This is a genomic window from Streptomyces sp. NPDC051738 (assembly GCF_044453205.1).
In the GTDB taxonomy this organism is placed as follows: Bacteria; Actinomycetota; Actinomycetes; order Streptomycetales; family Streptomycetaceae; genus Streptomyces.
Genome location: NZ_JBITCM010000013.1, coordinates 245,391 through 261,667, shown reverse-complemented (window position 1 = coordinate 261,667; position 16,277 = coordinate 245,391). Strand labels below are relative to the sequence as shown.

The 16,277-nt window shown below is 70.9% G+C and carries 14 protein-coding genes; 8 read left to right on the top strand and 6 right to left on the bottom strand.

Annotated elements, in window-relative coordinates:
• The first annotated feature begins 126 nt into the window (after window positions 1–126).
• The gene (locus tag ACIA8X_RS29295) at window positions 127–1,668 is read left to right on the top strand and encodes an MFS transporter (protein WP_393454938.1); all 1,542 of its coding nucleotides are present in this window, start codon (window positions 127–129) and stop codon (window positions 1,666–1,668) included.
• A gap of 127 nt (window positions 1,669–1,795) precedes the next feature.
• On the opposite strand, the gene ACIA8X_RS29290 is transcribed toward ACIA8X_RS29295, so the two are convergent.
• Window positions 1,796–2,350: a MarR family winged helix-turn-helix transcriptional regulator gene (locus tag ACIA8X_RS29290; RefSeq protein WP_393454941.1), complete on the bottom strand. Its 555-nt coding sequence runs from the start codon at window positions 2,348–2,350 to the stop codon at window positions 1,796–1,798.
• A gap of 118 nt (window positions 2,351–2,468) precedes the next feature.
• On the opposite strand from ACIA8X_RS29290, the gene ACIA8X_RS29285 reads away from it, so the two are divergent.
• Entirely contained in the window at window positions 2,469–3,254 is a 786-nt protein-coding gene (locus ACIA8X_RS29285; protein ID WP_393454944.1) for a dioxygenase, read from the top strand.
• A gap of 57 nt (window positions 3,255–3,311) precedes the next feature.
• On the opposite strand, the gene ACIA8X_RS29280 is transcribed toward ACIA8X_RS29285, so the two are convergent.
• The gene (locus ACIA8X_RS29280; protein ID WP_399459484.1) at window positions 3,312–3,842 is read right to left on the bottom strand and encodes a GNAT family N-acetyltransferase; all 531 of its coding nucleotides are present in this window, start codon (window positions 3,840–3,842) and stop codon (window positions 3,312–3,314) included.
• Between the two features lie 180 nt (window positions 3,843–4,022).
• On the opposite strand from ACIA8X_RS29280, the gene ACIA8X_RS29275 reads away from it, so the two are divergent.
• Window positions 4,023–5,018 carry an RNA polymerase sigma factor RpoD/SigA gene (locus tag ACIA8X_RS29275; protein ID WP_393454950.1) on the top strand — a complete coding sequence of 332 codons (996 nt, stop codon included), beginning with the start codon at window positions 4,023–4,025 and terminating at the stop codon, window positions 5,016–5,018.
• A 444-nt stretch (window positions 5,019–5,462) separates the two neighbouring features.
• Here the strand turns inward: ACIA8X_RS29275 and ACIA8X_RS29270 are convergent, their stop codons facing one another.
• On the bottom strand, window positions 5,463–6,428 hold the full coding sequence (locus ACIA8X_RS29270) for a helix-turn-helix transcriptional regulator (protein WP_393454953.1): 966 nt from the start codon (window positions 6,426–6,428) through the stop codon (window positions 5,463–5,465).
• Window positions 6,429–6,490: 62 nt separating this feature from the next.
• Here ACIA8X_RS29270 and ACIA8X_RS29265 point away from each other — a divergent pair, with 62 nt between their 5' ends.
• From ACIA8X_RS29265 to ACIA8X_RS29245, 5 genes are all read left to right on the top strand, one after another.
• Window positions 6,491–8,059: an MFS transporter gene (locus ACIA8X_RS29265; protein ID WP_399459482.1), complete on the top strand. Its 1,569-nt coding sequence runs from the start codon at window positions 6,491–6,493 to the stop codon at window positions 8,057–8,059.
• Between the two features lie 201 nt (window positions 8,060–8,260).
• The gene (locus ACIA8X_RS29260; RefSeq protein ID WP_399459481.1) at window positions 8,261–9,022 is read left to right on the top strand and encodes a DeoR/GlpR family DNA-binding transcription regulator; all 762 of its coding nucleotides are present in this window, start codon (window positions 8,261–8,263) and stop codon (window positions 9,020–9,022) included.
• Window positions 9,019–9,966: a 1-phosphofructokinase gene (gene pfkB, locus ACIA8X_RS29255; protein WP_399459480.1), complete on the top strand. Its 948-nt coding sequence runs from the start codon at window positions 9,019–9,021 to the stop codon at window positions 9,964–9,966. Before ACIA8X_RS29260 ends, pfkB begins: the two co-directional genes overlap by 4 nt.
• A gap of 262 nt (window positions 9,967–10,228) precedes the next feature.
• The gene (locus tag ACIA8X_RS29250) at window positions 10,229–12,346 is read left to right on the top strand and encodes a fructose-specific PTS transporter subunit EIIC (protein ID WP_399459479.1); all 2,118 of its coding nucleotides are present in this window, start codon (window positions 10,229–10,231) and stop codon (window positions 12,344–12,346) included.
• 119 nt (window positions 12,347–12,465) lie between these two features.
• Window positions 12,466–12,723: a hypothetical protein gene (locus ACIA8X_RS29245; RefSeq protein ID WP_393454967.1), complete on the top strand. Its 258-nt coding sequence runs from the start codon at window positions 12,466–12,468 to the stop codon at window positions 12,721–12,723.
• Between the two features lie 104 nt (window positions 12,724–12,827).
• On the opposite strand, the gene ACIA8X_RS29240 is transcribed toward ACIA8X_RS29245, so the two are convergent.
• The 3 genes from ACIA8X_RS29240 to ACIA8X_RS29230 form a co-directional block, all read right to left on the bottom strand.
• Window positions 12,828–13,574 carry a DUF6227 family protein gene (locus tag ACIA8X_RS29240; protein WP_393454970.1) on the bottom strand — a complete coding sequence of 249 codons (747 nt, stop codon included), beginning with the start codon at window positions 13,572–13,574 and terminating at the stop codon, window positions 12,828–12,830.
• Between the two features lie 178 nt (window positions 13,575–13,752).
• Window positions 13,753–14,970, bottom strand: coding sequence for an Ig-like domain-containing protein (locus tag ACIA8X_RS29235; protein ID WP_393454973.1), 1,218 nt, complete (start codon window positions 14,968–14,970; stop codon window positions 13,753–13,755).
• A 204-nt stretch (window positions 14,971–15,174) separates the two neighbouring features.
• A complete protein-coding gene (locus ACIA8X_RS29230) occupies window positions 15,175–16,227 on the bottom strand; it encodes a P1 family peptidase (RefSeq protein ID WP_393454976.1) in 1,053 nt (350 codons plus the stop codon).
• Window positions 16,228–16,277 lie beyond the last annotated feature (50 nt).

Below are 16,277 nucleotides of genomic sequence, written 5' to 3'. Positions count from 1 at the left end.
CACCGAATCTCAGGTCACCACACCGAATCTCAGGTCACCACCCCAATCTCACCGGCCGTCACAGCCGACGAGCCGTCCCCTTACCTTTCGCTTTTTCCGTTACGAAGTCCCGAAGTGGGTATCCCCATGTCTGAAACGGCCGCAAAGGCTCCCGGCAGCGCCCTCGGCGCCGTCGATCCCAACCGCTGGAAAGCGCTCGCGTTCATCGCGATAGCCCAGCTCATGGTCGTCCTCGACGCGACCATCGTGAACATCGCCCTGCCCTCCGCCCAGCAGGACCTGGGCATCTCCGACGGCAACCGGCAGTGGGTGGTCACGGCCTACGCCCTCGCCTTCGGTGGTCTGCTCCTGTTCGGCGGTCGTATCGCCGACCTGTGGGGACGCAAGCGTGCCTTCGTCATCGGTCTGGGCGGCTTCGCCGCGGCCTCCGCGCTGGGCGGGGCGGCCACCAACGAGGCCATGATGTTCGGCGCCCGCGCCCTCCAGGGTGCGTTCGGCGCGCTGCTCGCGCCGGCCGCGCTCTCGCTGCTCGCGGTGATGTTCACCGACGCCAAGGAGCGCGCGAAGGCGTTCGGCATCTACGGCGCCATCGCCGGTGGTGGCGGTGCCGTCGGTCTGATCCTCGGCGGTTTCCTCACCGAGTACCTGGACTGGCGCTGGACGTTCTTCGTGAACATCCCGTTCGCCATCGTCGCGGCGGCCGGCGCCTGGTACGTCATCCGTGAGCCGGAGGGCGGACGCAACCGCTCCTCGCTCGACATCCCCGGTGTGATCCTGTCCACCCTCGGTCTGGTCGCGCTGGTCTACGGCTTCACCCGCGCCGAGTCCAACGGCTGGGGCGACTCGCTGACGGTCGGCATGTTCGTCGCCTCCGGCGTGCTGCTGGCGGCCTTCGTCCTCGTCGAGGCCAAGGTCAAGGCGCCGCTGCTGCCGCTGCGCGTGGTCACCGAACGCAACCGCGGCGGTGTGTACCTCTCGCTCGGCCTCGCGATCATCGCGATGTTCGGCCTGTTCCTGTTCCTGACCTACTACCTGCAGATCGTGAAGGGCTACTCGCCGGTCAAGACCGGCTTCGCCTTCCTGCCGATGATCGTGGGCATGATCGTCGGGTCCACCCAGATCGGCACCCGCCTGATGACCCGGGTCGCGCCGCGGCTGCTGATGGGTCCCGGCTTCGTGGTCGCCGCCCTCGGCATGCTGCTGCTGACCCAGCTGGAGATCGGTTCCTCGTACACCGCGCTGCTGCTGCCCGCGATGGTGCTGCTCGGCCTCGGTATGGGTACGGCCTTCATGCCGGCCATGTCCCTGGCCACCCAGGGCGTCAAGCCGCAGGACGCCGGTGTCGCCTCCGCGATGGTCAACACCTCGCAGCAGGTGGGCGGCGCGATCGGTACGGCCCTGCTGAACACGATCGCCGCCTCGGCGACCACGTCCTACATCGCCGACCACATCGGCGGCGCGTCCAGCCGGTCCCAGCAGCAGCTGGTCCAGCTGGAGGGCATGGTGCAGGGCTACACCAGCGCGATCTGGTTCGCGGTCGGCATCCTGGTCGCGGCCGCGGCCATCGCCCTGACCTTCGTCAACGCCGGCCGCCCGGACGGTACGGCGGTGGCGTCCTCCGAGGAGGGCGCCGAGGACGAGGTGCGGGTGCCGGTCGTCGCGCACTGACACCGGCGACGACGACCGTAGGGCCGTACCCTCCGTACCCCTTGGGACCGGGCGTACGTACGGGGATGGGGACGCTCCGTACGTACCGCCTCGAAGGACCTGCCCCGGCTCTCGCTGAATGAGCGGCTCAGCGGAGCCAGGGCAGGTCCGCACCCGCTTCGCTCGGCTGCAGGCCCTCGGCGACGATCTGCATGATCTCGCCGAGGGCCTGCTGCTGTTCGCGGCTGAGCCGGTCGAACATCGCCTGGCGTACGGCCTCCACATGGCCGGGCGCGGTGTCCCGCAGTACCCGCACGCCCTGGTCGGTCAGCACCGCGAACTGGCCCCGCTTGTCGTCGGGGCAGTCCTCGCGCCGTACCCAGCCGTTCTTCTCCAGCCGCGCGATGGCGTGCGAGAGACGGGAGCGGGTGATCTTCGCGAGCATCGCCAGCTCGGTCATCCGCAGCCTGCGCTGCGGAGCCTCGCCGAGCTTGACCAGCAGGCCGTAGTAGACGTGCGGCATGCCCGCGTCCCGCTGGAGCTGGCGGTCCAGGTGGTCCCAGAGCAGCGTGGACGCCTCCATGTACGAGCGCCAGACGAGCTGCTCCTCGTGGGTGAGCCAGCGCGGTTCGCCCGTGGGCGCGGGTTCGGATTCAGGTTCGGGTTCGGCCGCGGGTGGCGCGGAGGTCGATGCCGTATTCATGTACTCCACTGTACGAGAGCTCTCCTTGAATTTTTAACTACCCGGGCGTACTGTCTTCGAAGAGAGAAGCTTTAGATTTGAAGCACATGGCTTCAGCTCTCCGGAGGGAGTCATCACCATGTCCGCCGCCGCGCAGGAGCGCATGCCCGCCCTCTATCTCAGCCACGGCGCCCCGCCTCTCGCGGACGACCCGATCTGGCCCGGTGAGCTCGCCGCCTGGTCCGCCGGCCTGCCGCGGCCCAAGGCGATCCTCATGGTCTCCGCCCACTGGGAGGAGGCCCCGCTCGCCATCGGTGCCACCGAGTCCGTTCCTCTCGTCTACGACTTCTGGGGATTCCCCGAGCACTACTACAAGGTGACGTACACGGCCCCCGGCGCGCCCCAACTCGCCGAGTCCGTACGGAAGCTGCTGCGCGCCCCCGGAATACCCGTGCAGGACATCCCGGACCGCGGCCTCGACCACGGCGCCTACGTACCGCTCGTCGAGATGTACCCCGAGGCCGACATCCCCGTCCTCCAGATTTCCATGCCGACCCTCGACCCGCTGCGGTTGCTGGAGATCGGCCGGAAGCTGGCGCCGCTGCGCGACGAGGGCGTGCTGATCGTCGGCTCCGGCTTCTTCACCCACAACCTGGCCGCCCTGCGGCAGGGCGGCATCCCCGCCTGGTCCGTGGAGTTCGACGACTGGGGCCGCCGCGCGCTGGAGAACCGCGACTGGGACGCCCTGCTGGACTTCCTCCACAAGGCCCCGGCCGGCCACTACGCCCACCCGCGCACCGAGCACTTCGCCCCGCTGTTCGTGACGATGGGCGCGGCGGACGCGGCCGGTGAGCTCGACGGCCAGAAGTCGGTGATCGACGGGTTCTGGATGGGGCTGGCGAAGCGGTCGGTGCAGTTCGGCTGAGGCCGCCGGCGGGTGCTCCGGGCCCTGGAGGCCGGGTGCTCCGGCCCCTGCGGGGCCTCAGAGCTCCTTCTCGTACCAGGCGACGTCCCAGTAGCGGCCGAACTTGCGGCCCACCTCGCGGTACGTCCCGACGTGCCGGAAGCCGAAGCGCTCGTGCAGGCGGACCGACGCCTCGTTGGGCTGCGCGATCCCCGCGTAGGCCCGATGCAGATCCTCCTCCGCGAGGGCCTCGAACAGGGCCTTGTACAGGAGCGTGCCGACACCGCGCCCCCCGGCGTCCGGCGCGAGGTAGACCGTCACCTCCACGGAGGTCTCGTAGGCGGGCTTCGGCCGGAAGGCGCTGGATGTGGCGTAGCCGAGAATCCGCTGTGAGTTCCCCGTGGAGTGGCGCTCCTCGGCAACCATCAGCCGATGCGGTCCGTCTTCAGGGTGGGAGAGCAGCCAAGGACGTCGCTCCTCCGGCGTGAAGACCGCCGTATCGAATGTGATGGGCGTCTCACGTACGTAGTGGTTGTAGAGGTCGGTGAGGGCTTCGAGGTCACTCTCGACTCCCGGTCTGACCTGCACCTCTCTACGTTCCGATGGCATCGGGCCTCCTCGTGTGGCCGGACGTGGCCGGACAGGGTACTGCAAGATCAGAAAAATAGAGGGGCGGGTTGGGAATTCTGTCCTGATTCCAGTCGTTGTTTCCATCGGATGCAGGGCACTCGAGGAGAGTCCCAAGCGTTCAGGAATCACCCGCCCGCCCCACATCGCAAGGGAGCACGCATGGCAACCCGTGCCGTCGCCCGTCGTAAGTCCGCCACCGGCGGGACCGACGCGGCCAGCAGTGTTCGCGCCCATGGCGGCGAGATCGCGGACCGCGACCTGGTCGGCATGTACCTCGACGAGATCGCGCGCACGCCGCTTCTCGACGCGGCCAAAGAGGTCGAGCTGTCGCAGATCATCGAGGCGGGTGTGTTCGCAAGGCAGGTCCTCGACGGGTACGAGGAGGCCAGGGCGGACGCCACCCGTGAAGAACTGGAAGCCCTCGTCGACGAGAGCGAGCGGGCCAAGGACGTCTTCATCCGCTCCAACCTCCGCCTGGTCGTCGCGGTGGCCCGTCGCTACCCGCGCAGCGGCCTCCCCCTGCTCGACCTGATCCAGGAGGGCAACGCCGGCCTGGTGCGCGCGGTGGAGAAGTTCGACTACCGCAAGGGCTTCAAGTTCTCGACGTACGCGACGTGGTGGATCCGTCAGGCCATCACCCGCTCGATAGCCGACCAGTCCCGCACCATCCGCCTCCCCGTCCACCTCGTGGAGGAGCTGGGCCGCATCCGCCGCGTCCAGCGCGAGTTCAACCGCGAGCACGGCCGCGACCCGGAGCCCGCGGAGATCGCCGCCGAGCTCGGCTCGAACCCGGACCGGGTGACGGACGTCCTGGACTGGGCCCGCGACCCGGTCTCCCTGAACATGTCGGTGGACGACGACGGCGACACCCAGTTCGGTGACCTCCTTGAGGACACGTCGGCGGTCTCTCCCGAGCAGTCCGTCCTGACCCTCCTGCGCAGCGAGGAACTGGACGACCTCATCGGCCGGCTCGACCAGCGCACGGCGTCCATCATCAAGATGCGCTACGGCATCGAGGACGGCCGCGAGCGCACGCTGACCGAGGTCGGCAAGGAGCACGGGCTGACGCGGGAGCGGATCCGGCAGATCGAGAAGCACGCGTTGCTGGAGCTGAAGAAGCTGGCGCGGAGCACGGGGTTCGACGCGGCCGCGTAGTGCCTCCGGCGGAGGGGCCGGGGGCAAGTGGCCGCGGGCGGCGTACGCCGGGTGGCGAAAGACCGCGCAAACATGGCGATGTAACGCCGCTTCAACTGGCGGGCCACCGGGAACAAGACCTGCGGGCAAGGGAGTTCAGGGCCTGAGGCGACTGTCCTCGGGCCCGGACGAAGGCCAACGGGCCCCACCGACCGCAGCACGGGCGCACCACACACCACCAGACCAAGTCCCGACGCACTCCCCCCGGCGCCGGGACTTTCCCCGAGCCGGGCTTCGGCGCCTATCCCCCCTGGGTGCCGGGGCCCGGCTCTTTTCGGACGCCGGGCCGGTGGGCCACCCCGTACCTGAACCACGGGGTGGCCCACCAAGGGGCAGATTCTGTCACATGGGGCACGGCGTCTCCGCTCGGCGTGGTGATCCCATGGGGCCGCCCGGCCCCGGGGCTCACCCCGCGGCCCGACGCAACCGCCCGCCCAACTCCCGCACACACACCACCAGTTCCTCCGGCGACTCCACCACGAACTCGCAGTCCACCATCGCCAGCCGCACCGCCATCCACTCCACCGCATCCCCCGCCGTCCCACGCAGCCGACACCGCCGGCCGTCCCCGACCGCCTCGGGCGCCCCCAGCCACCCCGGCAACCGAGCCGCGACGAACTCCGCGGGCGCATCGAACGTCACCGAGAAGTCGTACGTCTCCTGGCGCCGCCACATCGACTGCCGCAGATACTCCGCGGCACTCCCCGACGGCAACTCCCGTGGAGTGAACCGAGCCCCCGTCGCGAACGGCTCGCTCACCCGGTCGACCCGGAAGGTCCGCCAGTCGGCCCGGTCGAGGTCGTAGGCGACTAGGTACCAGCGCCGCCCGGTCGACACCAGCCGATACGGCTCCACCAGCCGCCGAGACTCGGTCCCGTCCTTCGCCCGGTACGCGAACCGCAGCCGTTCCTGACCCGCCACGCTCGACGCCATCACGGTGAGCGTCTCGGGCGCGATACTCGCCCCGTCCCCACTGGTCAGCGGCGTCGTCGCGGCCTGCAGAGTGGCCACCCGGTGCCGCAGCCGCGACGGCAGCACCTGCTCCAGCTTCGCCAGCGCCCGCACCGACGCCTCCTCCACCCCCTCGACGGCGTGCCCCGCCCCGGCCCGCAGCCCGACCGCGATCGCGACGGCCTCCTCGTCGTCCAGCACGAGCGGCGGCATCGCCTTGCCCGCGACGAGCCGGTAGCCGCCGTCGGCCCCCTTGCTCGCCTGCACGGGATAACCGAGCTCCCGCAGCCGGTCGACGTCCCGCCGCACCGTGCGCCGGGACACCCCGAGCCGCTCGGCTAGCTCGCCGCCGGGCCATTCGCGGGGCGTCTGGAGGAGGGAGAGGAGCGTCAGCAGCCGTGCCGGAGTGTCCGTCGTCATGAATCCGAGGATGCCGTATAAGTAGGACACGATCTGACCTAATGAGGCCGTAGCTTCCTTCCATGACCTCAAGGACCTCAGCGGGGACCGACCCCGTGACCCACCAGAGCGCACCGCTCGCCGAGCCCACCCCGGGCGACCGCCGCCGTTGGTTCGCCCTGGCGATCGTGATGACCGCGGCCTTCATGGACCTCGTCGACGTCACGATCGTCAACGTCGCGATCCCCTCGATCCAGCGGGACGCCGGCGCGAGCTTCAGCCAGATCCAGTGGATCACCGCGGGCTACGCCCTCGCCTTCGCCGCGGGCCTGATCACCGGGGGCCGCCTCGGTGACATCCACGGCCGTAAGCGGCTGTTCCTCATCGGCATCGGCGGCTTCACCCTGGCCTCGGCCCTGTGCGGGTTCGCCGCGAACCCGGAGATGCTGGTCGCGTCCCGCATTCTGCAGGGCGGCATGGCGGCGCTGATGGTCCCGCAGGTCCTGTCGATCGTGCACGCCACCTTCCCGGCGCACGAACGCGGCAAGGTCTTCGGCCTGTTCGGCGCGGTCGTCGGACTCGGAGCGGTCACCGGACCGCTGCTCGGCGCCCTGCTGACGGAGTGGAACCTCTTCGGCCTCGAATGGCGCCCGATCTTCCTCATCAACCTTCCGGTCGGCATCGCGGGCCTGATCCTCGGCAGCCGTTTCATCACCGAGTCCAAGGCACCGAAGGCGCTGAAGCTGGACCTGGTCGGCGTCGCCCTGGTCACGCTCGGCCTGCTGATGCTGCTCTACCCGCTGACCCGCGGCCGTGAGCTGGGCTGGCCGCTGTGGGGGTACGTGTCGATGGGCGGCGCACTGGTGGTCCTCGGGGCGCTGGTGGCGTACGAGAGGCGCAAGGCGGCCCGCGACGGCTCCCCGCTCGTCGAACTGTCGCTGTTCAAGGTGAAGAGCTTCGCGGCCGGTATCGCCGTGCAGACGGTCTTCGGTGTCGCGCTCGGCATCTTCTTCCTGGTCTGGACGCTGTACATGCAGTACGGCCTGGGCTGGAGCGCGCTGAAGGCAGGCCTGACCGGGATCCCGTTCTCGATCGCCGTCTCGGTGGCGGCCGGCCTGTCCGTCCAGCAGCTGGTCCCGCGCTTCGGCCGCAAGGTGCTCCAGGCGGGCGCGCTGGTGATGGCGATCGGCGTCCTGCTCTACATCTGGGAGTCCGGCCACTACGGCCTGACCATCGCCCCCTGGCAGATGGCGCTGCCCCTGGTCGTCATGGGCGTCGGCATGGGCCTGATCGTGGCGCCGCTGACGGACGCGATCCTCTCGGAGGTGCCGCGAGAGCACGCCGGTTCGGCGTCCGGCCTGATCAGCACCGTCCAGCAGATGGGCAACGCGCTCGGGCTGGGTCTGGTCTCCGTGGTCTTCTTCGGCGTCATCGACGACCGGCTGGCCGGCGGCGCGGAAGATGCGCGGGGCGCGGCGGCGGGCGCGGCCTTCGCGGACGGCTTCCAGCATGCGCTGGGGTGGGTGGCCGCGGTGATGGGCGTCATCTTCCTGCTGATGTTCGCGCTGCCCAGGCGGTCGGCGGAGCACGTGGAGGGAGCGACGGAGGATCCGTCGCCGACGCCGCGGAAGGAGCCCGCGCTGGTGGGCTGAGAGCGGGGGAGGGGCCCGGCACTTCGGTGCCGGGCCCTTCGTCGTTTCCGTATCTCTCCGGTCTCTCTGGTCTCTCCGTATTTCTCCATGTCGGAAGCCCGTTCATGCCCGATTGGATCCGAACCTGTTTACTTTCTGGAAATCCGGGCGTAGCCTCCCAGCGAAACCACAAGTTCGGGCACAGTTCGGAGGCGAACGGACATGTACGCACCGGAGCGGCAGCAGGAGATCCTCCGGCTCGCCCGTGACGGCGGCCGTGTGGACGTCCTGTCGCTGGCCGAGGAGTTCCAGGTGACCGCGGAGACGATCCGCCGGGACCTGAAGGCCCTCGACCGGGCAGGGCTCCTGCGCCGTGTGCACGGTGGCGCGATCCCGGCCGGGCGACTGGACTTCGAGCCGGACCTCGCCGAGCGCGAGTCGACCGCGGCCGACGAGAAGGACCGGGTCGCGAAGGCGGCCCTCGCCGAGCTGCCCACCGAGGGCACGATGATCCTCGACGCCGGTTCGACGGTGGCCCGCCTGGCCGCCGCGCTGCCGCTGGAGACGTCCCTCACCGTCGTCACGCACAGCCTGCCCATCGCCGCCCGCCTCGCGGACCACCCGGGCATCCAGCTCCATCTGGTCGGGGGGCGCGTACGGCACCGTACGCGCGCCGCCGTGGACGCCTGGGCGCTGCGCGCGTACGGCGAGATCCGCGCCGACGTCCTGTTCGTCGCCGCCAACGGCTTCTCCGCCGAGCACGGTCTGACCACCCCCGACCTCGCCGAGGCCGCGGTGAAGCGCGCGGCGGTGGCCGCGGCCCGCCGGGTGGTGCTGCTCGCCGACTCCTCCAAGCACGGTCAGGAGCACTTCGCCCGCTTCGGCGACCTGGGCGACGTGGACCTGCTGATCACCGACAGCGGGCTGAGCCCCGAAGACGCCACCGCGATCGAGCGCGGCGGCACGGAAGTAGTGCGCGCATGATCCTCACCGTCACCCCGAACCCGTCCCTGGACCGCACCTACGAGGTCCCCTCCCTCGACCGCGGCGAGGTCATCCGCGCCACCGGCGAGCGCATGGACCCGGGCGGCAAGGGCGTGAACGTCTCGCGCGCGGTCGCGGCGGCAGGGCAGCGCACGATAGCCGTCCTGCCCCTGGGTGGTGCGCCCGGCGCGCTCGTCGCCGACCTGCTCGACGCGCAGGGCATCGAGGTCGCGCCGGTGCCGGTCGCGGGCGCCACCCGCTCGAACATCGCGCTCGCGGAGTCGGACGGGGTACTGACGAAGATCAACGCGCCCGGCCCCGAGCTGTCGGCGGCCGAGCAGGAGCTGCTCCTGGAGACGGTGCGCGAGCAGTCGCGCGACGCGGACTGGATCGCCTGCTGCGGGAGCCTGCCGCGCGGGCTCGCCCCGTCCTGGTACGCCGATGTGGTCGCCCGGGCGCACGCAGGGGGCGCGCGGATCGCGCTGGACACCTCCGGGCGTGCCCTCCTCGAAGCCCTGCGCGCGCGGCCCGACGTGGTGAAGCCGAACGCCGAGGAGCTCGCGGAAGCGATCGGGCGCCCCCTGGCCACCGTGGGCGACGCGGTGAAGGCGGCCGAGGAACTGCGCGAGATGGGCGCGCGCGCCGTGCTCGCGAGCCTGGGCGCCGACGGACAACTGCTGGTGGACGGCTCGGGAGCCTGGTTCGGCAGCGCGCGCGTGGACGTCGTACGCAGCAATGTCGGCGCCGGCGACTCCTCCCTCGCCGGCTTCCTGATCGCCGGCGGCAGCGGCCCGGAGGCCCTCGCCTCGGCGGTCGCCCATGGCGCGGCGGCCGTACAGCTTCCCGGCAGCGTGATGCCGTCCCCGGCCGACCTGGACCTGGCGGCGGTGACGGTCACGGCCGAGGTGCCGGTGGATCGCGTACTGAAGGAGCCGGTGTCATGAGGAATGTCTCGGTTGTCACAGTTCTTGCCGATCGGCTCCCTGAGCGGCGAAGCTCGCTGTTACTCACGGCCGCCGACGGACGGCAGGGCCTCCTGAGCCGCTCTGCCGCCCGGAGGGGGCGAGGTTTCCCCGACCCCGCCCCCTCCACCCCCTCTTCCACCCCCACCTCCCCCCACCGCATCCATGCCGCCCCCCACGGCACCCCCGTCCCCTTCACCGCCCACCAGACTCCCCGGGCGATACGCGTGCGAAGGAGCCCGCGATGAGCGACATGATCACCGCGGACCTGGTCGATCTCGACCTGTCCGCCGACACCAAGGAAGCGGCGGCACGTGCCCTCGCCGAGCGCATGGTCGCCCTGGGCCGGGTGACCGACCTGGAGGGCTTCCTCGCCGACGTGGCCGCCCGTGAGGCACAGATGCCGACCGGCCTCGACGGCGGCATCGGCATCCCGCACTGCCGCAGCGAGCACGTCACCGAGCCGACGCTCGCCTTCGGGCGCAGCGCCGCCGGCGTCGACTTCGGCGCGGCGGACGGCCCCGCGGACCTGATCTTCCTGATCGCCGCCCCGGCGGGCGCGGACGACGCCCACCTGACGATCCTGTCGTCGCTGGCCCGGCAGCTGATGAACGCCGAGTTCACGGACGCGCTGCGGGCGGCGGGCGACGCGGCGTCGACGGCGGCGCTGATCCGGGGCGAGGAGCCCCCGGCGGCTGACGCGGCCGTTGCCGCCACCGCCGATTCCGAAGACTCCGTGGCGTCGTCGGTGGCGGCCTCCGCCGACGCCGCCACGGGCACCACGGCCCCGGCGCCGGGTGCGCACGCCGAGGGCGCGGACGCCCCGGCGCCGGGCGCCCCCGCCGCGGCTGCCGCCGACGGTGAGCGTCCCTTCCGTATCGTCGCCGTCACCTCCTGTCCGACCGGCATCGCCCACACCTACATGGCGGCCGAGTCGCTGGAGAACGCGGGCCGCGAGGCGGGCGTCGAGCTCGTCGTCGAGACGCAGGGCTCGGCCGGCTTCACCCGGCTCGACCCGGCCGTCATCGCGGCGGCGGACGGCGTGATCTTCGCCCACGACGTGGCCGTACGGGAGAAGGACCGGTTCGCGGGGAAGCCGACCGTGGACACCGGGGTGAAGGCGGGCATCAACCGCCCCGCCGAACTCATCGCCGAGGTCCGCGCCAAGGCGGAGCGCGGCGAGGCCACCGCGGCCGCCCGGCCCGGCACCCCCGTGGAGCGGGCCGGCGAGCCCGGCGAGGGCTACGGCACCAAGCTGCGCAAGTGGCTGATGTCCGGCGTGAGTTACATGGTCCCGTTCGTCGCGGCCGGCGGTCTGCTGATCGCCCTCGGCTTCGCGATCGGCGGCTACCAGATCAACGAGGCCAAGTCCGTCACCGAGCACTTCGACTGGGGCCAGGTCGACAGCTGGGGCGCGCTGCTGTTCCAGATCGGCGCCGCGGCCTTCGGCTTCCTCGTCCCGGTCCTCGCCGGTTACATCGCCTACGGCATGGCCGACCGGCCAGGACTCGTGCCCGGATTCGTCGGCGGCGCGATCTCGGTCACGATCGGCGCCGGCTTCCTCGGCGGTCTGGTCGCCGGTCTGATCGCCGGTGGTGTGGTCATCGGCATCCAGCGGATCAACATCCCGCCGGTGATGCGCGGCATCATGCCGGTGGTGGTGATCCCGCTGGTCGGCTCGGCGGTCGTCGGGTTCCTGATGTTCGTGGTGATCGGCAAGCCGATCTCCGAGGCACAGAAGGGCATGACCGACTGGCTCAACAGCCTCTCCGGCACCAACGCCATCCTGCTCGGCGTCCTGCTCGGCCTGATGATGTGCTTCGACCTCGGCGGCCCGGTCAACAAGGTGGCCTACACCTTCGCGACGGCCGGCATCACGGTCGCGGCCCCGAGCGACTCGGCCATGAAGATCATGGCGGCCGTGATGGCGGCCGGCATGGTGCCCCCGCTGGGCATGGCTCTCGCGACCTTCCTGCGCAAGAAGCTGTTCACCCAGGCCGAGCGCGAGAACGGCAAGGCCGCCGTGGTCCTGGGCGCCTCCTTCATCTCCGAGGGCGCGATCCCGTTCGCCGCGGCCGACCCGCTGCGCGTCATCCCCGCCTCCATGGCGGGCGGCGCGGTCACCGGCGCGCTGGCCATGACCTTCGGCTCGACCCTGCGCGCCCCGCACGGCGGCATCTGGGTCACCTTCCTGATCGGCAAGCCGTTCCTCTACCTGCTGGCCATCGCGGCCGGTACGGCGGTCACGGCCGGCCTGGTCATCCTCCTGAAGGGCATGCGCAAGACGGCCCCGGACGGCACCCCCGCCGCCGAGTCCCCGGCGACAACGGCCGCGGAGGCGAAGCAGCCGGTGGCGGCGTAAGCCCTCCGCCGGGCAGGCCTCCCGCTTGTCCCTTTGGGGCGCTGTGAGTTGTTCACGGCACCTGCGAGATACGTCACGGTCCGGGCCTAATGGCCCGGACCGTGGTGTCTACTGGGCCCATGCCTGAGCACGTCACATTCCTCCAACTGCTGGGCCCGGTAGTCCTGACCCTGGCGGCCGTGCTCTGGGTGACCGGCCTGATCCGCGTCCTGCGCGGCGTCCGCCCCGAGCGGTCGCCGTGGCACCCGGGCGGCTCGGCCCTCTCCGCGCTCCCGCACCAACGGCAGACGCCCCCCGAACTGGAGGCCGTGGAACTGTCCCCGGCGGAACGGGACGCGTTCGCGGGACTCGTACGACAGCTCAGCGACGGGCGCTGAACGGCGGAGACGGCGTTACGGCAGATGCGCGGCCAGGGCTGCGGCACCTGTGCCGAATGGCGCGGCCGGAACCACCGCACCTGTGCCGAACAGCGGGACCGGCGTTACGACAGCTGCGTCGCCCGGCGCTCCATCGCATCGCGCGCCGCGTCCTCGTCGACGTACACCTCGCACATGTGCCGCCCGTCCGGCGTCGCCGTGTGCTCGACCTCCCACAGGGAGACCTCGCTGCCGTCGCGCAGCAGGAAAGCGTGCTCGTAGAGCGAGAAGCAGAGCCCGGCGCGCCGCGCACGGCACGGGCGCCCGAAGGCCTGCGTGATCTGGTGCGCGCACGCCGTGGCCAGCAACGCGGCCGTCTCCGCGTCCGGCCGGTCGGCGTTCTCCGCCCGGCGCAGCAGCCGGCGCGCGTGGTCCGCCGAATCGTCCGACAGATACGCGTGCCGGGGCGCGGGGATCGGCGACACCTGCACCGTCACCGGCAGTTCGAAGTCCGGCGCGTCCGGCGGCAGCGGCAACCGCGCGGTCGCGGCGCGCAGCTCCTCCTCGTCGACGTACACCTCGTGCTGGGCCGCCCCGTCCCGCGCGGTGTTGTGCACGAGCTCCCACAGCGTGAGCGCCGAGCCGTCGGCGAGCAGCCAGGTGTGCCGATACGTCTCGCGGTGCCGCCCCGCGCTGTGGTGCGCGGAGTGCAGCGAGCTGTCATGAGCCAGCGCACAGTCGAGCAGCCGCAACGTCTCGTCGGGCAACTCGAAGGAGTTCAGGGCGCGGCCGAGGAGTCGCGCGAGGTGCTCCTCCGGAGACTCCGGCGACTCGGGTGGTTCGTACGCTGCCGTCTCGTACGGAACGCTCAAGGTTTCTCCCGGCGTTGCTGCATGTCACCTTGTGGGTGCATACCGTAGCCCCTCGGTCGGACATCATGTCCGGGAACCGAGAAAACGTACGTCCGGTAATACGCACGGGCCGCGCGAGAGGTTCCCGCGCGGCCCGACGAACCGTCAGTAATCCCTGTTGGGGCGGTACTTCAGTGGATCACGCGGCGCTGCCCGCGACCCACTCGTCCCACGCCATGTTCCAGCCGTTGAGCCCGTTGTCCGGGGTCACGCTCTTGTCGGGGGAGTTCTTCACGATCACCACGTCGCCGATGAGCGAGTTGTCGTAGAACCACTTGGAAGGGGTGTCCCCCTGTCCGCCCTGCACGTCCCGCAGGCCGACGCAGCCGTGGCTGGTGCCCTGGCTGCCGAAGGGCGGGTTGCCCTTGTTGTACCAGTAGTTGCCGTGGATGAACGTCCCGGACGTCGTCAGTCGCATCGCGTTCGGCACGTCCTTGATGTCGTACGCGTCGGCGAGATTGACCGTGCGGCTGTCCATGTGGAGCTGCTTGTACTTCTCCGAGATCACCATCTGCCCGTTGTAGGTGGAGAACTCGGAGCTGCCCGCCGAGATCGGCACCGACTTGATCGTCTTGCCGTCCCGCACGACCGTCATCGTCTGCGTGTTGACGTCGACGGTCGAGACCTGCGAGCGCCCGACGGTGAAGTTGACGGTCTTGTTCTGTACGCCGTAGACGTCGTTCGCGCCCTCGACGCCGTCCAGGTCGATCTTCATCGTGACCTTGGAACCGGTCTTCCAGTACTCCTCGGGCCGGAAGTCGAGCCGCTGCTCCCCGAACCAGTGCCCGACCACCTTTTGGCCACTGCTGGAGGAGACCGTGATGTGCGACTGCACGGCCTTCTTGTCGCTGATCGCCTTGTCGAAGGTGAACGACACCGGCATGCCGACGCCGACCGTCGTACCGCCGTCGGGCGTGTACGTCCCGATGAAGCTGTTGGCCGAACTGACCGTGGTGAAGGTCGAGTCGGCGGCGACGGTGCGCCCGTCCGCGCCCTTCGCGCTGGCCGCTATCCGGTACTTCTTCCCCCGCTCCAGCTGCTCCGCCGGCTTCCAGCTGCCCCCGTCGCCGGCCACGGAGCCCGGCACCGCCTGCCCGCTCCCCGCCAGCGTCATCTTCACGTCGGTCAGCTTCCCGTCGCTGACCTTCACGCCGGTCGTGTTGATCGATGCCCCTGTCGAGCCGTCCTTCGCCGAGATCACGATCTTCGCGGCGGACGCCCCGGAGTCCTTGCCGCCCTTCCCGTTCCCGTTGTCGGCATTGGCGCTCCCACCACAGGCTGTGAGGGTCAAAGCGCCGATCATCAGGGCGGCACAGGCCCCGAGTGCGCGCCGCGCTGCTATGTCCGGCGTTGTCACGAGCTGCTCCATCTTCGTGTGATCTGCGAGATCCGTTCCGTTCCACGGTGGAAGAGGCCACCGCCACCGACCCGGGTTCCCGCTGTGCGCGGTGAACGCCATCACGTGACAGAACCGCGACAATCGCCCGCGCCGGGCAGCTGCCGCCCCGTCAGCTCCAGGTCCGGCCGGCCGGCTCCAAGTTCCGCCCGGCCGGCTCTCTGATCAGCGCTCCCCGTTCACCTGCCCGTTCAACTCCCCGTACAACTCCCCGTACGAGGGCCACGCTCCACCCGGCCCGTCCACCGACTCGGCCGCACGTACGGCGCGCACGATCGCGCGCGTCACGGCGTCCGCGCCCGCCGCGAGGAGGTCGTTCAGCGCGAGAGGCTGCCCTGCTTCGAGCGGGCGGTCCCCGGTGGCCAGGGTGAAGACCGTGTCCCCGTCGTTGAGCAGATGCGCCGGCCGCAGGGCGCGCGCGATCCCGTCGTGCGCCGCGCCGGCCAGCTTCTGCGCCTGTGCCTTGGACAGCCGGGCATCGGTGGCGACCACCGCGAGCGTGGTGTTCAGCGGGGGCAGTGGGTTCTTCGCCATGCTCTCGGCGAGGCGTCGACGCGCGGCCTCGTGGACGTGTGCCTCCGGGTATTCCACCCGCCCCTGGAACAACTCCCCGTACAGCACGCCGGTCTCCGGATCCACCGCCGACCCCGCCGCGTTGGCCACCACGAGCACGCCCACGGTGATCCCCGAGGCCAGCACGACGCTCGCCGTGCCGATCCCACCCTTCGCCGCCCCGACCGTCGCTCCCGTACCGGCGCCCACGCACCCCTCCCGCACGGGCGCGCCGGGTTCGCTCGCCGCGGCCTCCTCGACCGCAGCCCGCCCGGTGGCCGCGTCCGGCCTCGCGCGGAAGTCGCCGCCCCGCCCGAGGTCGAAGACGCAGGCGGCCGGCACCACCGGCACGACGTGCGTCGGATCCACGCCCACGCGCACCCCGCGCCCCTGCTCCTCCAGCCAGGCCATCACCCCGGACGCCGCGTCGAGCCCGTACGCACTGCCCCCGGTCAGCACGATCGCCTCGACCCTCTCCACGACGTTGCGCGGATCGAGCGCGTCGGTCTCCTTGGTGCCGGGGCCCCCGCCGCGTACGTCCACGGCGGCGACGGCGCCGCCCTCGGGCGCGAGGACGACCGTGGTGCCGGTGAGCCAACCGCCGCCGGTGCGCGTCGCGTGCCCCACCCGCAGTCCCGCGACGTCTGTCAGAGCGTCAACTGTCATGCGCCCAGTCTCGTCCAGTGACCGGCATCGTCCAGTGACCGGCGTCGTCC